The sequence below is a fragment of the Amycolatopsis stemonae genome (assembly GCF_054781455.1).
In genome coordinates, this window is sequence record NZ_BAAGUJ010000004.1 from 278,657 (window position 1) to 295,395 (window position 16,739).

The following is a 16,739-nucleotide window of genomic DNA, read 5'->3' on the forward strand; positions in this document are numbered from 1 at the left end:
TCGATCCGCGCGGGGCCCGTTCGACGCAGGGGTGAAACGATCCCTGACCGAGGAGGCCCCATGATCCGCCTGTACATGTCGATGTCCCTCGACGGCTTCGTCGCCGGGCCGGACGACCGTCCGGGGCAGGAAATGGGGCGCGGTGGGTTTCGCCTGTTCGACTGGCTCGACGACCGGTTCGGTGACGGGCCGAGCGCGCAGGTATACGCCGAGGCGACCGCCACCGGTGCGCTGATCTCGGGCCGGCGGACTTTCGAGCTGGCCGGACGCTGGGGTGGTGATCACCACGACGGCGTCCCGATCCACGTCCTCACCCACCGGATCGACCCGGACGACACCCCGCCCGGCAGCGCGCGCTTCTTCACCGACGTCAAGGCGGCAGCGGAAGAAGCGCGCGCCGCGGCCGGCGACCGGGGCGTGATGGTGCACGGCGCCGGCGCCGCGAAGGCGTTGCTCGAAGCGGGAGAGCTGGACGAGATCGAGATCCAGCTCGTCCCGGTTCTCCTCGGCGCCGGGCGCCGCCTGTTCGACGGCACGCCCGCGGAGCTGGAACTCACCCGGCAGCTATCCGGCCGCGACGTCCTCCACCTGCGCTACAAGGTGAAGTGACCGTGGCGGAAGCACAGCGTGCCCCACTGGAAGCCCGCGCCGATCGACGACACCACGTACGTGTCGCCGGCCGCCACCGCGCGGGGGCCGAAGCGCTCGTGCAACGCCGTGAACACGCCCGCCGAGCCCGTGTTGCCCAGCTCGCCGACCGTGATCGGGGCCCGCTCGTGCGGGATGCCCAGCTTGTCGAGCGCCGCGGTGATGATGTTCAGGTTCGCCTGGTGCAGGAAGAAGTGCGTGACCTCCTCCACCGGGACACCCGCGTCGCCGGTCGCTCGCAGGATGCTGTCCGGCAGGCAGCGGGTCGCGGTGTCCCAGACCGCGCGGCCGTTCATCTTCAGGTACTCGCCGGGCGCCGGGATCTCGACCTCGTACGACAGCTCCCCGCCGAAGTCCCAGCCCAGGAGCCCGGAGTCCGCCGACGAACCCCGCGTCAGCACCGCCGCGCCCGCCGCGTCGCCGAAGAACACCCTCGTCGTGCGGTCCCGCGGGTCCGTCACCCGGGACGCGCAGTCCGCGGCCACCACCAGCACCGTCCGGGCCGCCGACGTCTGGAGCAGGTGCGCGGCCAGGAACAGCGCCTGGACGCCGTTCGCGCACGCCGCCTGCGTGACGTCGAGCGTGAGCGCCCGGTCCGCCCGCAGCAGGTCCTTGACGATCAGTGCCGTCGACGGGAGCGGCTGGTCGTACGTGTACGTCCCGACGATGATCGCGTCGACATCCGAGGCCGCGACGCCCGCCGCGGCCAGCGCCGGGAGCGCCGCCGCGACGCACATGTCCGAGGTGGCCCGGTCCGGAGCCAGGCGGCGCCGGACGCGGATGCCGGTGCGGCTGACGATCCATTCGTCCGAAGTGTCCAGTGTGGACGCGAGCTCGGCGTTGGTCACGACCTGCGGCGGCAGGTGCACCCCGGTGCCCGCGATCGCCACGGGGACGGCCAGCGCGCTCACGCCGGGCCGCCGTAGACGTTGCGCGACGGCCGCAGCTGCTCGTCGAGGTCGGTGTAGAACCGGCCCGACTCGCACGGCCGCCCGAGCAGGATGCGCCGGGCCGCCTCGCCGCACAGGGCCCCGCCGAGCGCGACGCCCGACGCCAGCTGTGGCCAGCTGCTCAGCGTGCGACCGAGTTCGCCGAACGACGCGGCCAGCTCGGGGCTGATCCGGTCCGCGTCCACCATCGCGAGGACCAGGTCGATCTTCTCCTGCGGCCCGAGGTCGAGCAGGTCCACCGACTTGACGTCGCCGAGCAGCCCGTGCAGCAGGGGCCGGTCGGGCTCGGTGTCGAACCGCTCGACGTCGAGCATCCCGCGGTCGTTGCAGTCCATCACGACCGGGACGCCGAGGTCGCGCGCGTACTCGCGCGCCGCGATCTTCCCCCACGGCGTGTCGCACTCCTCGACGAGCAGGTCGAGCCCGCCGGCGAAGAACCGTTCGATGGTCTCCGGGGTCAGCCCCGCCCGCTCGATTTCGATGTCGAGGTAGGGGTCGATCTCGGCCATCTGCCGCGCGGTGAGCACGGCCTTGTTGACCCCGAGGTGGTGCACGCCGGCGCGGAGCCGGTTCAGGTTCGACAGCCCGAAGCCGTCGAAGTCGGCCAGCCGGAAGGAACCGCCGATGCCTTCGAGCGCGAACGTCAGCGCCGCGCTGTTGCCGACCGACAGGCCGACGATCCCGATCCGCTTGCCGAACAGCCGCCGCTGCTCGGGACGCTCGATCCGGCCACGGTTGCGGTCGGTGCGGACGAGCCGGAACTCTTCACGTGGCAGCACGTGCACCAGCCGCCCGGACCACGGGTACCAGGCCCACGTCCCGTACTCCCACGGCGCCGCGCCCGCCAGCTGCTCGCGCTTCTTCCGCTCGATCCCGGCGGCGTCGCGGCACGCCGGTTCGCGGCTGCGGACCAGCTCCGCGAGCTGGTCGTCGATCGTGTCGTGCACTTCGCGCACGGCACCGGACTCCAGCAGCGCGTTCAGCGCGCCGGCGTCCGTGTGCAGCACCGGCCGCCACGAGTCGCGGTCCGGCGCGGCGCCGCCCGGCCGGGCCGGCGCCCCGCCGGGGACTGCCGGTGCGGAGAAGACCGGCGCCGCGGCGGCGATGACCGGGAACTCGTCACGCAGCCGGGTCACCAGTTCGTGGTACTGCCCGCCGCCGTCGGCGACGCGGTGCAGCATGATCACGACGTCCTCGGTGTACTGCGGGACGTACCGGCGGGTGCCGCGGACCGGCCGGAAGCCGAACCGCTCGTGGAACCGGTCCTGGCCGTCCTTCGTGCCGGACGTGCCGATCATCGCCCGCGCCCCGAGGTGGTGGGCCGCGCCGATCGCGAGCGCGTTGAGGTACAGCCCGAGCCCCAGCTTCCGGGCGCGGTGCTCGACGACGAGCCTGCTGTGTTCGAACACGTCCCCGGTGGGGAAGCCTTCGGCGGACAGCAGCTCCTCGTACGCGGTGCCGCCGAGGAAGTCCCGCGACTGGAAGAGCGTGCCGGTGTCCGGTGTGGACAGCCGGATGTACCCCAGCGGCGGGCCGCCCGGGCTGCGCCGGGCGATGAAGTGCCAGGCACCGAAGTCGAGGTCCTGGTCGTCGGCGTGGGTGCCGTCGGCGCGGCGGAACGCGGGACGGCGGCCGTGGTCGAACAGGATCCGGGCGCGCAGCTCGCGGACGGCGTCGAGCATCGAGTGGTCGCCGTCGCCCGGCCGGGGGCCGAGGAACGCGGTGACGTGCCAGTCGGGCGCGTCCGGCGCGGGGGACCACGGCGTGCGGGGGCCGGGGTGGTTCAGGGGGGTCAAGTGTCGCCATTTCTCCGGAAGTACCGGGCGGCACCGGAAAGCCGCCCGTGCGAAGGGCCCGGCCGGTGGTCCGGACCAGGGCGGCGCGAACGTTAGCAGCGGTGACCGGCCTCGGCCGGGCAGGAGCGGGTGGCCCGGAAATCCTTTACCCACAGGCGAAATTGACGCCGCGTGATGCGAAATGACCGCTAATGGTGAAGATCATCACGGCGTGGCACTCGATGGAGTGGCGTGATGATCTCTGAACGCGACAGGAAAGACCGGCGTGGCCGCGGCTGCGAACAGGATTCGCGCGGCGGCTTCACCCCGGCGGGGGAGAGCGCCCGGTCCCGGGGGTGCCCCGGGACCGGGCGCCGACCGCCGCGGGTCAGGCGGCGTCCGGGAAGTGGATGTCGGTGACGTGGACGTGCACGACCTCGACGTCGAGGGCCAGGTACTGCTCGACGGCCTCGATCACCTCGACGCGGATCTGCTCGCCCAGCGCCTTGACCGCGTGCCCGAACTCGATGACGAGGGGAACGGTGATCGACGCGACCTCGCCGTCGAGCTCGACCGTGATGTCCTCGCCGAGGCTGTGCACGCCCTCGGCCTTGCCGGCGACCATCGTGACGATCTTCGAGACGACCCCGTCGGCGACCGTGGTGGTGCCGCGGAGGTTCGCGGCGGGCCGGGCCTCGGCCGCGTCGGTCTCGGCGACCGGCTCGGCGGCCTCGTCGGCTTCCTCGGTCTCCTCGGCGACCGCGACCGGCTCGGTTTCTTCCCCGGCCGAGTCCTCTTCGGCTTCTTCGGTGACCGCGACCGGCTCGTCCTCGTCCGCTTCTTCGGCCTCGGCGACGTCCTCGCCGGCTTCGTCGTCCTCATCGGTCTCGTCGGTCTCGTCGGAGACCTCGGCCGTGTCGTCCTCGGACTCTTCGGCGTCCTCGTCGGTGGCCTCCGCGCTGTCCTCGTCGCTCTCGGTGTCCTCGGCGACCTCCGTGCCGGCTTCGGCCTCGGGCGCGGAGTCCGTCTCCTCGACGACGGCGGCCGCCTCGTCGGTCTCGGTGGTGGTCTCGGCGGGCGCCGCTTCCGCGACGGCGGCTTCGGGCGCGGGGGAGCCGTAGCCGTACCCGTCGGAGCTGGGGTTTTCGTTCTTGGGGCGGCCGAAGATGCTGTTGATGACGTCGGACATGATTTCCCCTTTTCGGGAGCGTCGACTGCGGATGGGGGACGAGCAGACGGCGACATGATAGGGGCAAGCCATGATCCCCGTCACAGGGCCCCGGGGTTCGAGACTCGCTTGTGTCCCAACAGATATTCAGCCCGAGTTAACGCTCTCCGGGTTGACTGGACCTGTGATCACGGTGTGTCAGGCGGAGGTCAGCGATCGGTGACGCCCGTCGCGGAATGGCGTCCAGGAATTGTCCACTTTCCGACGCCTGGACATTCTTCCGGTCATTCCCGGAATAGGTGCGCCGGAATGCTCTCGGCCAAGGCCCGGTACCCGGCGGGAGTGAGGTGCAGGTGGTCGCCGACGTCGAACGACGGCGACAGGCGCGTCGGGGAAGCGGGGTCGCGGACGACGCGGTCGAAGTCCAGGACGGCGTCGAAATGGCCGCGGATCCACGCGTTCACGGTGGTCCGCGCCGCCTCCCGTTCGGGTGCGTCGTAGCCGGCGTTGCCGCCGAACGGCGTCAACGTGGCGCCGTAGACCTGGATCCCGGCCGCGTGGGCCCGGGTCAGGATCTGGTCGTAGGCGTCGATCAGGTCCGCGGCGGTCGACGCGGCGGCCGCGGGGGTGGCCGTGCCGATGTCGTTGATCCCCTCGAACAGGATCGCCCGCGAAACCCCGCTCGGCGCCAGCAGATCACGGTCCAACCGGGCCAGCACGTTCGGGCCCAGGCCGTCTTGGAGGACCCGGTTGCCGCCCGCGGCTTCGTTGACCACCGCCGACGACAGGCGTGACGCCAGCACGTCCGGCCAGCGGTCGTTGCCGTTCGTCGTCGAGCCGCGGCCGTCCGACAGGGAGTCGCCGAGCACCGCGACCGCCGAGGCGGGCGAGAGCACCTCGATGCCGCTCAAGAAGTACCAGTGGTCGACCGGCGTCGCGCCCGGGAGGTCGAGCGCCGCGACCCGGTCGCCCGCGATCAGGTGGGTCGTCGTGCGCGAGCCCGGGTGGGAGGTGATCGCGAGCGTGCTCTGGCCGTGCGCGAGGTAGGTCGTCACGGTGATGTTCTCGAACGCGCGCACCGGGAACGGCAGCGGGTCCGACACCACCTGCGCGCCCATCGGGACCGTCGTCGACGGCTTGCCGTGGAAGGTCACCGGGAGCACGCTGCCGGGCACGACCGCCGCGACCCCCGCCCGCCCGTCGACCGGGCGCGCGACCGTGACGGCCGAAATCGGCAGCGGCGAGCCGCCGAACGCGTTGGAGAACCGCAGCCGGATCCGGGGACCTCCGACCGAGACGTGCGCGGTCTGCCGCAGCGAAGCGTTGTCCAGCACGCGGTCCGTGCCGGTGAACGGCGCCGGCGGCAGGTTCGACGGCTCGGTCAGCTGCGGCATCGCCGTCCACGTCGCCACCCACCGCACCGACGGCGGCCGCCCGGACGCTCCGGCGAACAACGCGGTCAAGACCACCAGGCCCGAGATCGCCCAGGTGCGTCTCACGACCCGAACTCCGGCGTCATCACCCGCTCGAAGCCGATTTCGCGGCGCGGCCCGGTCAGCGTGCAGTGCAGGGTCGCGACGACCTGCTCGCTCGACGTCCCCACGCGCAGTTCGACGTCGCCGGGCTCGACGAGGCGACGGCCCGCGCGGCCGGTGTACGACGTCAGGTCCGCGTGCAGCCCGATGTCGACGACGACGGTCGCGCCGGGCTCGACCGAAACCCGCCGGGCCGCGATCAGCTGGCGCTCGGGCCGCGCGACCTCCGCCACCGGGTCGTGCAGGTACACCTGGACCACTTCGGACGCCGGCCGCGCGTGGTCGTTGCGCAGGGTCACCCGGACCCGGCAGACGCCGTCCGTCGGCCACAGGGAGCCCGTCGCGCTGACGTCGGCCCAGGTCACCGGCGCGTAGGACAGCCCGTGGCCGAAGGGGAACAGCGCCGAGGGGTCGACCGTGCTGACCTCGCTGCGCCGGCCGAGCGGCGCCGCGAGGTAGGTCGACGGCTGGCTCGCCCCGGCCGCCGGGAAGCTCACCGGCAACCGCCCGGACGGGTTGATCCGTCCACTGAGGACACCTTCCAGTGCCGGGCCGCCCTCTTCGCCCGGGTAGAAGCCGCAGACCACGGCGGCCAGCCGGCCGATCTGCCGCGACAGCTCGTACGGACGTCCGGAGAGCAGCACCAGCACCACCGGCTTGCCCGTCGCGAGCAATGCTTCGAGCAGCTCCTCCTGCCGCCCCGGCAGCCGCAGATCGGCCGCGTCGCAGCCTTCCCCGGACGTCCCGCCGCCGAAGAGCCCGGCCCGGTCACCCAGGACCGCGACGCACACCGACGCGTCCGCGCACGCCGCGACCGCTTCCGCGATCCCGTCGTCGTCGCCACCGGTGACCGGGCAGCCCAGCGCGTAGGTGACGTCGAACGACGACCGCAGCGCTTCCACCACGGTCGGCACCGAAACCCCGAACGGGACGTCGGGGTGGTGGACGCCGACGTGCAGCGGGAACGAGTAGCAGCCGAGCATCGCGCCGGGCGTGTCCGCGCGCGGGCCCACGACGGCGACGCGCGCGCCGGGGGAGAGCGGCAGCGTCCCGTCGTTGTGCAGCAGCACGATCGACTTCTCGGCCACCTCGCGAGCCAAGGTCCGCGAGGCCGCGTCGTCGAGGTCGACCGTCTCGGGCACCTCCGGCGCCCAGCCCGCGTCGAGCAGGCCGAGCTCGCACTTCTGGCGCAGTACCCGTTCGAGGGCGCGGTCGACGGCGGCGGCGTCGACCGCACCCCCCTCCACCGCGGCGAGCAGTGGCTCGCCGTAGCAGTCCATGGTGGGCAGTTCGACGTCGATGCCCGCGGTCAGGGCCTGCCCCGCGGCGTCCGCGCGGCCGGCCGCGACGCCGTGCAGCCGGTGCAGGAACGCCACGGAGAAGTAGTCGGAGACGACCGTGCCGTCGAAGCCGTAGGTGTCGCGCAGCAGGTCCGTCAGCAGCGCCGGATCGGCGGCGGACGGGACACCGTCGGTGTCGGTGTAGGCGTTCATCACCGACCGCGCGCCGGCTCGCAGCGCCAGCTCGAACGGCGGCAGCAGGACGTCCGCGATCTCGCGTGGGCCGGCCGAGACCGGGGCCAGGTTGCGCCCGGCGCGTGAAGCCGAGTAGCCGACGAAGTGCTTCAACGTCGCGATCACGCCGGCCGACTCCAGCCCGGCGACGTACGCGCTCCCGATGGTCCCGACGAGGTACGGGTCCTCGCCGATCGTCTCCTCGACGCGGCCCCAGCGCAGGTCGCGCGCGACGTCGAGGACCGGCGCCAGGCCCTGGTGCACGCCGAGCGCGCGCATGCTCCGCCCGATGCGCGATGCCATGCGGCGCACCAGGTCCGGGTCGAACGTCGCGCCCCAGGACAGCGGCGCCGGGTAGATCGTCGCCTGCCAGGCCGCCAGCCCGGTGAGGCATTCCTCGTGCACGACGGCGGGGATCCCGAAGCGGTTGCTGGAGACGATCTGCCGCTGCGTGCGGGCGAGGCTGTGCGCGCCGATCAGCGGTTCGACCGGCCGCGTGCCGAACACGCGGGTGAGCTGGCCGATGCCGTGGCGGACCAGGTCGTCGAGGTCGACCGCGGCGCCGACGAAGTCGTGCTGGTGCGGCGCCATCTCCCCGCCGGAGTCGATGCCGACCCAGACGCCGTAGAGCTGGGCGAGCTTCTCGCGCAGGGTCATGCGCCCCATCAGGGCGCGGACGCGTTCGCCCGGGTCGGCCGCGGGGTCGCGCCACGGCTCGGGCGCCGTGGTGGGCTGCGTGGTCAAGGCGTTCCGCCCTTCTGCTGGGGGAATGGTCAGGAGAGGGCGCGGGTCGAGTGCCGCACCACCAGGCCGGTGTCGAGGGTGACGTGGGTGCGCTCGACCTCGTCGCCGTTGATCAGCGCGATGAGCATGCTGATCGCCCGGTGGCCCATCTCCCGGATCGGCTGGTCCACTGTGGTCAGTGGCGGGCTGCAGAGCGCGGACTCGGGGACGTTGTCGAAGCCGACCACGGACAGGTCGTCGGGCACGGAAAGGCCCAGCTCACGGGCCGCGCCGACGGTCGCGATGGCCGAGATGTCGTTGGCGGCGAACACCGCCGTCGGGCGGTCCGGGCCGGTGAGCAGGTCGTGCGCCGACGCCGCCGAGACCTCCGGGTCGTAGGCGCCGATCCGGATCAGGCTCTCGTCGGCCGGCACGCCCGCGGCCTCCAACGCCCGCAGGTAACCGGCTTTCCGCAGCTCGGCCGACTCGAGGTCGGGGCGGCCGGAGAGGAACGCGATCCGCCGGTGGCCCAGCTCGAGCAGGTGCTCGGTGGCCAGCTGCGCGCCGCGCAGGTTGTCGGAGTCGATGGTCGGCAGGTGCGACGGGCCGGTGTGCGGGTCGACCGCGACGACCGGCGTGCCCGGTACCGCTTCCAGCGAGACGGCCGGCGTGACCAGCACGGCGCCGTCGACGAGCGTGCCGGAAAGCCGGGACAGGTACCGCTTTTCCCAGCCGGCCGGGTCGCCGGTGCGCCCGCCCGCGGAGTAGACGACGAGCTCGAACCCGCTGCCGCGGATGGCGTCCGCGGCGCCCTTGAGCAGCTCGGTGGAGAACGGTTCGAGGTCGGCGACCAGGATCCCGATCACGTTGGTCCGGTGGTTGCGCAGGCTCTGGGCCACGAGACTCGCCTCGTAGCCGAGCTCTTCGATCACCGCGCGGACCTTCGCGAGCGTCGCGGCGGAGACGCCGTAGCGCTCATTGATCACTTTGGACACCGTGGCCACCGAGACGCCGGCCCGGGCCGCGACGTCACGGATGGTCACCCTCGAACTGGGCTGCATCGGCTCAGACTAGCCATGTAAAACGTTATCGACAACGATTGACATCCGATTTGCCCCAGGTGCAGACTCTTCGCCAACCCGGGCGCTGTCACGCCCCGTCCAACTCGGCCGAAGTCGTCAGGAGTGGACCCACGATGTTTGCGAAACGCCGGATCCCCGTTCTCGCCGCTCTCGCGGCCGTCGTTCCGCTCGCGCTTTCGGCGTGCGGGGGAAGCGATACGCCCGCCCAGCCGAGCGGCCCGGTCACCCTCACCTGGTGGCACAACGGCACCACAGACCCGCTGAAGACGATCTGGGAGAAAGTCGTCGCCGACTACCACCAGGCGCACCCCGACGTCACGATCAAGGCCCAGCCGCTGCAGAACGAGGACTTCACCACGAAGGTCCCGCTCGCCCTGCAGGGCGCCGAGCCGCCGGACGTCTACCAGTCCTGGGGCGCCGGCGAGCTGAAGTCGCAGGTGACGTCGGGCAAGGTCGCCGACATCACCGACGCGACCAAGGCGTGGATCTCCGGGGCCGGGAAGTTCGCCGAGAACTGGCAGGTCGACGGCAAGCAGTACGGCGTCCCGTTCGAGCAGCACTTCGTCGGGTTCTGGTACCGCAAGGACCTGTTCCAGCAGGCCGGGATCACCACGCCGCCGAAGACGATGGACGACCTCGACGCCGCCGTCTCGCAGCTGAAGGCCAAGGGCATCGCGCCGATCGCGGTCGGCGGCAAGGACCGCTGGCCGGATGCGTTCTACTTCAACTACTTCGCCGTCCGCGAGTGCTCCGCCGACGTGCTCAAGCAGTCGGTCCAGGCGGTCAAGCTCGAGGACCCGTGCTGGACGAAGGCCGGGCAGGACCTCAAGAACTTCCTGGCCACGCAACCGTTCCAGACGGGGTTCGCCGGCACGCCCGCCCAGCAGGGCGCGGGCAGCTCCGCGGGCCTGGTCGCCAACGGCAAGGCGGCGATGGAGCTGCAGGGCGACTGGGAACCCGGCACGATGTCGTCGCTGACCGAGGACAAGCAGCTGGACTCGAAGGTCGGCTGGTTCCCGTTCCCGTCGGTCGCGGGCGGGCAGGGCGACCCGGCGGCGGTGCTCGGCGGCGGTGACGGGTTCGCCTGCACCAGCCGGGCGGCGAAGGCGTGCGCGGACTTCCTCTCCTACCTCAACACCGAGCCCATCCAGACGCAGATCGCCGCGCAGGGTGCCGGCCTGCCCGTCAACGCCGTCGCCGCGAAGTCGCTGAAGACCGACACGCTCAAGCAGGTCTACGACTACGGCATCAAGGCGCCCTACCTGCAGATGTACTTCGACAAGGCGTTCCCGACCGCGGTCGGCGCCGCGCTGAACGACGCCGTGGCCAACATGTTCGCGGGCCAGGGCACCCCCGAAGGCATCGTCACCGCCGTCAACCAGGCCGCGGCGGGCAACAAGTGACCACGGCGACGACGCCGGTGCGAGCGGCGGCGCGGCCGCCCGCACCGGCGTCGCGCCCCCGGGCGCGACGCTCCGGCCTGGGCAAACGGCTCGAGCTCGCGTTCCTGCTGGGGCCGGCGCTGCTGCTGTTCGCCGGCTTCGTCCTGGTGCCGATCGGGATCGCCGCGTTCTACAGCCTGTTCCAGTGGAACGGCTTCGGCCCGCTGGACGACTTCATCGGGTTCGACAACTACGTCGACGCCTTCACCGGCTCGGTGTTCCAGGGCGCGATCGTGCACAACCTGATCATCGCCGGGCTGTCGATCGTGGTGCAGCTGCCGCTGTCGATCGGGCTGGCGATGCTGCTCAACCGGAAGCTGCGGGGCCGCGCGGTGCTGCGGGCCCTGGTCTTCGCGCCGTACGTCCTGTCCGAGGCGATCACCGCGGTGATCTGGGTGCTCATGCTGCAGCCGTCCGGCTTCGCCGACCAAGTGCTGCAGGGCGTGGGCCTCGGCGGCCTGGTCCACCAGTGGCTGGCCGACCCGGGCATCGTGCTCTACACGCTGTTCGCGGTGATCACCTGGAAGTACATCGGCTTCGGCATCATCCTGCTGCTCGCCGGGCTCCAGGGGGTGCCCGCCGAGCTGCGCGAAGCCGCGGCGCTCGACGGCGCGTCGGCCTGGCAGACCACCCGGCACGTCGTGCTGCCGCTGCTGGGGCCGACCATCCGGATCTGGGTCTTCCTGTCGGTGATCGGTTCGCTGCAGCTGTTCGACGTCGTGTGGATCATGACGCTGGGCGGGCCGGCGAACGCGTCGACGACGATGGCGACCTACCTCGTCGACCACGGCTTCAAGCGCTACGAGTTCGGGTTCGGCTCCGCCGTCGCGGTGATCCTCTTCGTCATCTGCTTCGTGTTCGCCCTGCTGTACCAGCGGTTCGCGCTCCGCCGTGACACCGAGGGCGCCCTGACGAGGATGGTGGGCTGATGCGCGGCCGTCGGTTCGGCATGGCGACGGGGTACCTCGCGGCGATCGTCGTGCTCGGCGTGACGATCGTGCCGCTGCTGTTCGTCGTGCTCGGCGGGTTCCGCACCAACGCGCAGATCAACTCCGACCCGGCCGGGCTGCCCGGCCCGTGGGTCACGGACAACTACGCGGCGGTCCTGGGCTCGAGCGCGTTCTGGACGTTCCTCGGCAACAGCGCGCTGATCGCAGTGATCGCGACCGCGGTCGCCGTCGGCCTGGGTTCGATGGCGGGGTACGCGCTTTCGCGGTACCAGTTCAAAGGCCGGGAAGCGCTGTACACGCTGTTCACGCTCGGCTTGCTGTTCCCGCTCACGGTGGCGACGCTGCCGCTGTACCTGTGGCTGCGGCAGCTCGGCATGCTCGAAAGCTTCTGGGGCGTGGCGATTCCCGAGGCGGCCTTCTCGCTGCCGGTGACGATCGTGATCCTCCGTCCGTTCATGCACGCCATCCCGGGTGAGCTCGAGGACGCCGCCGTCCTCGACGGCGCGAGCCGGCTCGGGTTCTTCTGGCGGATCCTGCTGCCGTTGTCGACGCCCGCGCTGACGACGGTCGCCGTGCTCGCCTTCGTCACCAGCTGGAACGCCTACCTGCTGCCGCTGCTGGTGTTCAACGACGCGGCACACTTCACGCTCCCGCTCGGCGTCGCGTCGTTCCAGTCGCAGTACTCCCAGGACACCGCGCGGGTGCTCGCGTTCACCGCGCTGTCGATGATCCCCGCGCTCGCGTTCTTCGTGCTCGCCGAACGGCGCATCGTCGGCGGGCTGACCGGATCCGTGAAGGGCTGACTCAGGAGGTCTGCCGTGCCGTCCGAGGTCCATCGCCGTGCCTTCTTGCGGTTGCTCGCGCTGGCCGGGGCGGGGTCCGCCGTGCCGGATGCGGCCTCGGCCGGGACGGGCTTTCCGTTGGTGTCGCGGGGAACGGCCGCGACGATCGTCGTGAGCCCCGGCGACCTGCCGGGCGTGCGGCGGGTGGCGGGCGACCTGGCCGCCGACGTCGAGCGCGTGACGGGGGTCCGGCCGGCTGTCTCGGACGTGGTCCCGGCGGACGGGCCGGTGGTGCTGGTCGGGACGCTCGGCCACAGTCCGCCGGTCGACTCGCTGGTCGCCGCCGGCCGCCTCGACGTCCGGGAGGTCGCCGGGAAGTGGGAGACGTCGCTGAGCCAGGTGGTCGGCGGGCAGCTGGTGCTGACCGGCAGCGACCAGCGCGGCGTGATCTACGGCGTCTACGAGATCTCGCGGCGGATCGGCGTCTCGCCGTGGTACTGGTGGGCCGACGTCCCGCCCGCGCGGCGGGCCGAGCTGCACCTCCCGGGCGAGCGGTTCAGCCTGGGCACGCCGCACGTGAAGTACCGCGGGTTCTTCATCAACGACGAGAACCCGGCGCTCGGCACGTGGGCGCCGGCGTACTTCGGGCCGGGGCTCGCACCCGGCTATCCGGGCGGCTTCAACCGGAACTTCTACGCCAAGGTCTTCGAGACCATGCTGCGGCTGCGGGCCAACTACCTGTGGCCGGCCGTGTGGGGCCGTGCGTTCGCCGAGGACGACCCGCTCAACCACGCGACGGCCCAGGAATACGGCATCGTCATGGGCACCTCGCACGAGGCGCCGATGATGCGCGGCATCGAAGAGTGGAACCGGCACGCGACGCCGGGGCACGACCCGTACGGCGGCACGGGGGAGTGGAGCTTCCGCCGCAACGGCGAGGCGATCAAGGCCTACTGGACCGAGGGCATCCGCCGGATGGCCAGGGAGGGCTTCGAGGGCGTCGTCACGCTCGGCATGCGCGGCAACGGCGACGTCAGCCTGCCCGACGGCGACGGCATCGAGCTGATGCGCGAAATCCTGGCCACCGAGCGGGACATCCTGGCCCGCGAGCTGAGCACCGACGTCCCGCAGGTCTGGACGCTGTACAAGGAGGTCCAGCGCTACTGGGCGCAAGGCCTGCGCCCGCCGGACGACGTCATCGTGGTGTTCACCGACGACAACTGGGGCAACATCCGCAAGCACCCGGATCTGTCGCTGCCCCCGCACCCCGGCGGTTACGGGCTGTACTACCACTTCGACTACGTCGGCGGCGGCCGCAACTACAAGTGGGTCGACACGGCATTGCTCGCGAACACGTGGGAGCAGCTCGACCAGGCCGTGGCGTACGGGAACGACCGGCTGTGGGTCGCGAACGTCGGCGACCTGAAGGGCAACGAGCTGCCGCTGCAGTTCTTCCTCGACTACGCCTGGGACCCTTCGGCACTGCCCGGCACGCGACTGTCCACATGGGAACGTGAGTTCGCGGCCACGAACTTCGGCGCCGCGCTGGCATCGGACATCGCCGCAGTACTGCACGATTACGGGCGGCTGCAGTCGCGTCGCAAGCCCGAGCTGCTGAACCGGCTGATCACCGTGGACGCCGCCGGGGTGATCACCTACGACGACCAGGCCTCGCCGTTCAGCCTGGTCGACTACCGCGAGCTGGACCGCGTCACCGACGAGTGGCACGAGCTGTCCGCACGGGCGTCCCGCCTCGCGGCGCGGGTGCCCACCGCCTGTCAGGACGCGTTCTACGAGCTGGTCCTGTACGAGGTCACGGCGTCGGCCAACCTCTACGCGCTGCGGCGCGCCGAGTTCACGAACCTGCTGTACGCGGCGCAGGGACGCGCCTCGGCGAACGGGCTCGCCGACGTCACCGAAGCGCGCTTCGCCGACGACCTGGCGTTGGCCGAGAAGTACAACACGGGCATCGCGGGCGGCAAGTGGAAGGGGTTCCAGACCCAGCCGCACATCGACTACGGCGACGTCGCGCGCTACGGCCCGAACGCGCCGTGGCAGCAGCCCGAGCTGAACAACGTCGCGCTCCCGGACGTCATCTTCCCGGCCGTGAAGCGGCTTTCGCCGCCTTCCGAAGCGTCGCTGGGGGTTGCCGTCGACGGTGCGGCGGAGGCGTGGCCGGGCGCTCCGGGACGCCCGGCGCTGCCGGAGTTCAGCCCGTACCAGACGGCGCCGCCGCAGTACGTCGACGTCTTCAACCGCGGCCGGACACCGTTCCGCTGCACCGTTTCCGCCGGTGCTCCCTGGGTACTGGTCGAGCCGCGCGGCGGCCGGGTGGAGGAGGAGCTGCGGATGACCGTCCGGATCGACTGGGCCCGGGCGCCGAAGGGCACCACGACCGTCCCGGTCACGGTGACGGGTGCGGGTGCATCGGTGGTGGTGGACGCCGTCGTCCGGAATCCGCCGGTGCCGTCGTCCTGGCGGCGCGGGTTCGTCGAAGCCGGGGGATACGTGTCGATGGAGGCCTCGCACTGCAGCGCGAACGTCGGCGCTCCGGGTGCGTCCTGGCGCCGGATCGCCGATCTCGGCATGACGCCGTTCCCGGTGACGGCGGCGAGCCGGACGCCGGGGGCCGGGCCACGGCTGGAGTTCCGGATGACGCTGTTCACGGCGGGCCCGCTGACGGTCTGGGCCTACCTTGCGCCGCGCAGCAACGTCCTGCAGGGCGACGGCCTGCGCTACGCGGTGTCCTTCGACGACGCCGCACCGCAGGTCGTGAACATCACGAAGGCCACGGGCGCGGACGACCTGACGATGAACCGCCCGTGGGAACGCACCACCTCGGACAACGTGAACCTGACCTCGACGCGGCACGAAGTGGGCGCGCCGGGCCCGCACGTGCTGAAGGTCTGGATGGTCGACCCCGCCGTGGTCGTCCGGAAGCTGGTGGTCGACACCGGCGGCCTGCGGCCGAGCTACCTCGGGCCGCCGGAGAGCATGCGGTGGCCGGGATGAGCCGGGCCTACTTCGCCCCGCTGGTCAGCGCTTCCCGGACCTGGCGGGCCGGCGCCGCCGTGCTCTGGCGGACCACCAGGCTCGTCGCCAGCTCGAGCCGGTGGCTCTCCTGGTGCGTCCCCCGGGCCAGGGAAATCGCCAGCCGGGCCCCGGCGGCGGCCATCTCCTGCAGCGGCTGGCGGACCGTCGTCAGCTCCGGGGTCAGCCAGCGGGCGACCGGCAGGTCGTCGAACCCGACGACGCTCAGGTCGTCCGGGATCCGCAGGCCCGCGTCGCGCGCGGCCTCGTACACGCCGAGGGCCTGCAGGTCGCTGCCCGCGAACACCGCCGTCGGCCGGTCGGGGAGGGTGAGCAGTGACGCCAGTTCCCGGTAGCCGGACCGGACGTGGAAGTCGCCGCGGCGCACCAGCGCCGGGTCGAACGCCAGCCCGGCCGTCTCCAGCGCCGTGCGGTAGCCGTCGATGCGGGCGCGGCTGCACAGCACCCCGTCCGGCCCGCCGATCATCGCGATCCGGCGGTGCCCCAGCTCCACCAGGTGTTTCGTGGCGGTCAGCCCGCCCTGCCAGTTCGTCGCCCCGATCGAGGGCGTCTCCGGCCCGGGCGCGCCCGCCGGGTCGACCACGACGAGTGGGATGTCGCGGGCTCTCAGCTTCGCCAGCTGTCCGCCGGTGAAGTCGGAGCACACGGAAACGATGCCGACCGGCCGCCGGGCGAGCACGCTTTCCAGCCAGCTCTGGCCGGGCGTGTGCCGTCCCGACGATTCCGCGAGGACGACCGCCATTCCGTTTTCGCGGGCAACGCACTCGACCCCGCGGATGATTTCGAGGGCCCAGGTGCTTTCGAGTTCGTGGAACATCAGTTCCAGGAGCCGGGAACGCCGCGATCGTTCGTCCGCGCGGCGGCGGTAGCCGTATTTCCCGATGACCGCTTCCACGCGGGCGCGGGTGCTTTCGGCGACGTCGGGCCGTCCGTTCAGGACCTTCGAGACGGTCGGCACGGAAACTCCGGTCTCGGCGGCGATCCTGGCGATGGTGACCCGGGACGCGGCCGGCTCGAGATCCTCGGACTTCGTTGTCATGAAGGAGATTCTAAATCATCGAAACCCGGTTTGACACGCTTCGAAACTTTCGCTGAACGAAGGGAATGAGATGGTGCGTG

At 71.7% G+C, this 16,739-nt stretch carries 12 protein-coding genes; 5 read left to right on the top strand and 7 right to left on the bottom strand.

The window, feature by feature from the left end; genetic code table 11:
* Positions 1–60 precede the first annotated feature (60 nt).
* Positions 61–609, top strand: a complete 549-nt coding sequence (locus tag ACYVLJ_RS17135; RefSeq protein ID WP_451973270.1) for a dihydrofolate reductase family protein — start codon at positions 61–63, stop codon at positions 607–609.
* On the opposite strand, the gene ACYVLJ_RS17140 is transcribed toward ACYVLJ_RS17135, so the two are convergent.
* The 6 genes from ACYVLJ_RS17140 to ACYVLJ_RS17165 all read right to left on the bottom strand — a co-directional run bounded on the left by ACYVLJ_RS17140 (position 594) and on the right by ACYVLJ_RS17165 (position 9,374).
* Entirely contained in the window at positions 594–1,559 is a 966-nt protein-coding gene (locus tag ACYVLJ_RS17140) for a 3-oxoacyl-ACP synthase III family protein (protein ID WP_460439327.1), read from the bottom strand. The genes ACYVLJ_RS17135 and ACYVLJ_RS17140 overlap by 16 nt on opposite strands.
* Positions 1,556–3,394 carry a nitroreductase family protein gene (locus tag ACYVLJ_RS17145; RefSeq protein WP_460439328.1) on the bottom strand — a complete coding sequence of 613 codons (1,839 nt, stop codon included), beginning with the start codon at positions 3,392–3,394 and terminating at the stop codon, positions 1,556–1,558. The genes ACYVLJ_RS17140 and ACYVLJ_RS17145 overlap by 4 nt, the downstream gene beginning before the upstream one ends.
* Positions 3,395–3,761: 367 nt before the next feature.
* Positions 3,762–4,562, bottom strand: a complete 801-nt coding sequence (locus ACYVLJ_RS17150; RefSeq protein ID WP_460439329.1) for an Asp23/Gls24 family envelope stress response protein — start codon at positions 4,560–4,562, stop codon at positions 3,762–3,764.
* 263 nt (positions 4,563–4,825) lie between these two features.
* Positions 4,826–6,040 (bottom strand): SGNH/GDSL hydrolase family protein, encoded by a 1,215-nt coding sequence (locus tag ACYVLJ_RS17155; protein ID WP_460439330.1) that lies wholly within the window; start codon positions 6,038–6,040, stop codon positions 4,826–4,828.
* On the bottom strand, positions 6,037–8,334 hold the full coding sequence (locus ACYVLJ_RS17160) for a beta-glucosidase family protein (RefSeq protein WP_460439331.1): 2,298 nt from the start codon (positions 8,332–8,334) through the stop codon (positions 6,037–6,039). Before ACYVLJ_RS17160 ends, ACYVLJ_RS17155 begins: the two co-directional genes overlap by 4 nt.
* A 29-nt stretch (positions 8,335–8,363) precedes the next feature.
* Positions 8,364–9,374 (bottom strand): LacI family DNA-binding transcriptional regulator, encoded by a 1,011-nt coding sequence (locus ACYVLJ_RS17165; RefSeq protein WP_460439332.1) that lies wholly within the window; start codon positions 9,372–9,374, stop codon positions 8,364–8,366.
* Between the two features lie 134 nt (positions 9,375–9,508).
* Between ACYVLJ_RS17165 and ACYVLJ_RS17170 the strand changes: the two genes are divergently transcribed.
* Genes ACYVLJ_RS17170 through ACYVLJ_RS17185 form a run of 4 tightly spaced genes read left to right on the top strand, consistent with a single transcriptional unit; the run spans position 9,509 to position 15,581 of the window.
* Positions 9,509–10,798: an extracellular solute-binding protein gene (locus ACYVLJ_RS17170; RefSeq protein ID WP_451973256.1), complete on the top strand. Its 1,290-nt coding sequence runs from the start codon at positions 9,509–9,511 to the stop codon at positions 10,796–10,798.
* On the top strand, positions 10,795–11,766 hold the full coding sequence (locus ACYVLJ_RS17175) for a carbohydrate ABC transporter permease (RefSeq protein WP_451973254.1): 972 nt from the start codon (positions 10,795–10,797) through the stop codon (positions 11,764–11,766). Before ACYVLJ_RS17170 ends, ACYVLJ_RS17175 begins: the two co-directional genes overlap by 4 nt.
* Positions 11,766–12,590, top strand: coding sequence for a carbohydrate ABC transporter permease (locus ACYVLJ_RS17180; RefSeq protein ID WP_451973252.1), 825 nt, complete (start codon positions 11,766–11,768; stop codon positions 12,588–12,590). The genes ACYVLJ_RS17175 and ACYVLJ_RS17180 overlap by 1 nt, the downstream gene beginning before the upstream one ends.
* A 15-nt stretch (positions 12,591–12,605) precedes the next feature.
* On the top strand, positions 12,606–15,581 hold the full coding sequence (locus tag ACYVLJ_RS17185) for a glycosyl hydrolase 115 family protein (RefSeq protein WP_460439333.1): 2,976 nt from the start codon (positions 12,606–12,608) through the stop codon (positions 15,579–15,581).
* Between the two features lie 7 nt (positions 15,582–15,588).
* On the opposite strand, the gene ACYVLJ_RS17190 is transcribed toward ACYVLJ_RS17185, so the two are convergent.
* A complete protein-coding gene (locus tag ACYVLJ_RS17190; RefSeq protein ID WP_451973248.1) occupies positions 15,589–16,659 on the bottom strand; it encodes a LacI family DNA-binding transcriptional regulator in 1,071 nt (356 codons plus the stop codon).
* Positions 16,660–16,739: the final 80 nt, after the last annotated feature.